The organism is Ferroglobus sp. (genome assembly GCF_015521575.1).
Lineage (GTDB): Archaea > Halobacteriota > Archaeoglobi > Archaeoglobales > Archaeoglobaceae > Ferroglobus.
Window position 1 is genome coordinate 1 of the sequence record NZ_WANY01000131.1, and the last position, 2,959, is coordinate 2,959.

Consider the following 2,959-nt stretch of genomic DNA (forward strand, 5'->3'; position numbering starts at 1 on the left):
ACCTTTTTCCCTTCTGCCCACTCCTTTATAGTCCTTATAAATGGCTCCGACTCGTTTTTTCCGTAAAATATTACCGCATTTTCACTTCTCTCAGGAGGATTCAACCTTTCGAGTATTTTGAAGAGTACACCTCTCTCCACTTCCCTAACTTTGCAGGAATTCAGAAGTAGCATGAACTTGGCAACATCTACAACTCTTTTCATTAAAGGAGGAGAAATCGCGAAAACGAAGTCTGCTGAAGATTTTAAAGCGAGCAATCCTCCGAGACTATGACCTACAGCGTAAATTCTCCTGTACTTTTTTCTGAGATAGCTAATAGCACCCTCCACGTCGTTTAAAACGTGTTCATCCAGAGGATTCTCGTTTTCCCCATGCCCCCTTAAGTCTATGCAGAAACAGTCGTAGCCTTTTTCAGCAAGATCGTAAGCGAGTTCGACAAATTCTCCCTTCGAAGAGGAGTAACCGTGAATTAGGAGAAAAGCGTCTTCAGAATTTGAACCAAGCTTAAAAGCCGGAACTTCTTTTCCGTCGAGGCTCTTCAAAAAAATTTTAGAGATTTGGGTCATTCTTTCACGACCTGATAGCTTTTGAGAAGGACGTCAGCATTTAGCTTTCCGTGAACGTAGGTTTTTCCGCTTGAGAGGTCGTTGAAAGCCACCAGAGCCGGAGCGAAGAGGTTTGGATCGATCTTGTAGAAGTCGTAGTTGGCTTCTTTGAATATCTCGAAGAAGGGCTTCCCGTAGTCCCTGCTTGTTGAGCTTGGAACGTTCTTCAATATTTCATCGTACTCCTTGATGGCTAAGAAAACGCTTCCGTAGTACATCATGCTGTCGTTCGTGGCACCCATCGCTTTGAGATCGTCCTCAAGCACTGGAGCTATCGGACACTTTCCTGCTCCGCTCACTATTTTCTTTGGATCGTAGCCGATTTCCGCCATCTTGTATATGGCGGTTTCAACTATTCTTCCAGAAATCTGCACACTTCCAACGATGCTGGCAGTCGGAGCGACTAAAGCGTATACATCTTCAGGTTTTACTCCACATTCCTTCGCTATATATTCTATAACTTTCTCATCCGGAAGCTTGTTGGCTTCTAACGCTATAACTGCATAGTCCGCATCGTCCTCGTACTCTATCTGCTCGTACGTTTTCTTCGGCTTCAAAGCCAGTGCTCTTGCCGGACCGCTGCCCATGGCGAAGTACTTGTCTACTTTTATAGCCCAGCCAGCTTTCTGGCTGCCGAGGCATGCTATGGCTGGAAAGTCCGTGTACTCGTAGATGAACATGAATGGAATTCCCTCTATCTCCTCAACTCCGATGTTTATCTCAGCCAAACCACCCATGCAGACGAGGGTGTAGAGCTTTCCAGCCTCTATGCTTCCGTCTACATTTACTCCACAGTCAACGACAACAGCTCCGTTGTCGAGCTTTTTCGATTCAATTCTTAACTCTTCTTCGTAGTCTAACATCTCCTCGACAATTTCCAAAGCAAGCTCGTTTACGCTAACCATTTCCACCACCAAGAGATGAATTAGAAGTGAAATTTTAAAACTTTATGATTTTTCTCCCATTTTTTCTGCTATGTAACCCGAAATTCCTTCTATGGCATTCGAAATAAAGATGTCTTCCCTTTCCCTGACGTCATCTTCAAGTTTGCGATAGCGAGAGAATCTTTCGTCCCTCTTCAGTAACTCCTCCTTTATTTCTTCCTTTTCCCTCCCAAACATTTCCTCAATTACTTCAACCCAAAGCTTTATCTGGTTCTCAGCCTCCTTTAAAACCTCTCTGCAATCGTCCCTCATACCGAAATGACCAAACATTGCTTTTTTCTTTCCAAACTCTTTCAACCTCTCTATTGATTCGAGGTAAACGTCAAAGAAGAATTTCGGTGGCGTGGCTGGGCGCATGTAGTAATCCTCCTTGAGAGGCTGATGAACTCCGCAAGCCTCTCCAAGGAATAGGTAGTCGTCAACGACAAAGGAAATGTGGTGAGGTGCATGCCCCGGAGTTTCCACGATTTCAACGTCGTATCCGGCAAAATCGACTTTGTTCGTGAAGAAGCTCTCTTTTACCGGTTTAATTTTTCCGTAGTTCTCAGCTATCTTCCCAAGGACCTTTAAACTTCCTTTCCAGAGAGCTTCGGGATTTACAAGGTGCTTCTTTCCTTTCTCACTCACAACAACTTTCGCTTCGGGATGGATAGTTAGGAAATCTCCGAGTCCTCCAGCGTGGTCTATGTGAATGTGGGTAATCAAAACGTACTCAACTTTCTCAACTTCAAGCTCCTTCAAGTTTTCTTCAAGAAGAGGTATGGTCGATGCTGGACCGACATCCACCAGTAGCGCCTTATTCTCCTCCTGCAGAATCCACGAAGAGATGAAATTTTTGAACCCTCTCATTCGTTGGGGTAAATCGATAAGCTTCACATCTCCGAAATCGAGAATCATACCCTTTTTTCTTTCAAAGAGAATATGAGGTTTGCGAAAACGTATTAAATGAAAAGGAGATGTTTCGGGCATGAAAGGTCTGCTCATAGTTGGGCACGGAAGCGAGAAATCCCACTACGCCAAAGTGATGGAAATCCACAAGGAAAGGATAGAAAACATGGGGATTTTCGACGAAGTTGGGATATGCTACGTGGCGAGAAACAGAAAACCGACTCCTGATGAGGCTGTTAAGAGGATGAAAAGCGATGTGATTTACGTCGTTCCGATCCTCATTTCAAAGGGAATTCACTTCACCGAAGACCTCCCAGCTTTCTTCAATTTTAAACCGGAACAAAGAGAAGGGGAATTCGGCGGAAAAAGGATAGTAATTTGCGATCCGATCGGAGAGGATCGTTTTGTAACCCTCGCAATCGTTAATGCTGTCTTCAAACTCCTTGGGTGATTTTTATTCCTCCAAAATTACAGTGAATGTTCTCGGTCCATGCACGCCAAAGATGAGCTTCCCCTCTATAT

4 protein-coding genes are annotated in these 2,959 nt (G+C 44.3%); 1 reads left to right on the forward strand and 3 read right to left on the reverse strand.

Translation table 11 applies throughout. The features are described 5' to 3' along the window. The 3 genes from F7C14_RS05480 to F7C14_RS05490 all read right to left on the reverse strand — a co-directional run. Positions 1–566 (reverse strand): alpha/beta fold hydrolase (locus tag F7C14_RS05480; RefSeq protein ID WP_290900669.1); only part of this gene is annotated, 566 nt, incomplete at its 3' end. Continuing rightward, a complete protein-coding gene (gene mch, locus F7C14_RS05485) occupies positions 563–1,510 on the reverse strand; it encodes a methenyltetrahydromethanopterin cyclohydrolase (protein ID WP_290900675.1) in 948 nt (315 codons plus the stop codon). The genes mch and F7C14_RS05480, both read right to left, overlap by 4 nt. Before the next feature lie 42 nt (positions 1,511–1,552). Continuing rightward, a complete protein-coding gene (locus tag F7C14_RS05490) occupies positions 1,553–2,446 on the reverse strand; it encodes an MBL fold metallo-hydrolase (RefSeq protein ID WP_290900671.1) in 894 nt (297 codons plus the stop codon). Between the two features lie 70 nt (positions 2,447–2,516). Here F7C14_RS05490 and F7C14_RS05495 point away from each other — a divergent pair, with 70 nt between their 5' ends. Beyond that, positions 2,517–2,888 (forward strand): sirohydrochlorin chelatase, encoded by a 372-nt coding sequence (locus F7C14_RS05495; protein WP_290900673.1) that lies wholly within the window; start codon positions 2,517–2,519, stop codon positions 2,886–2,888. The last annotated feature ends 71 nt before the right edge of the window (positions 2,889–2,959 follow it).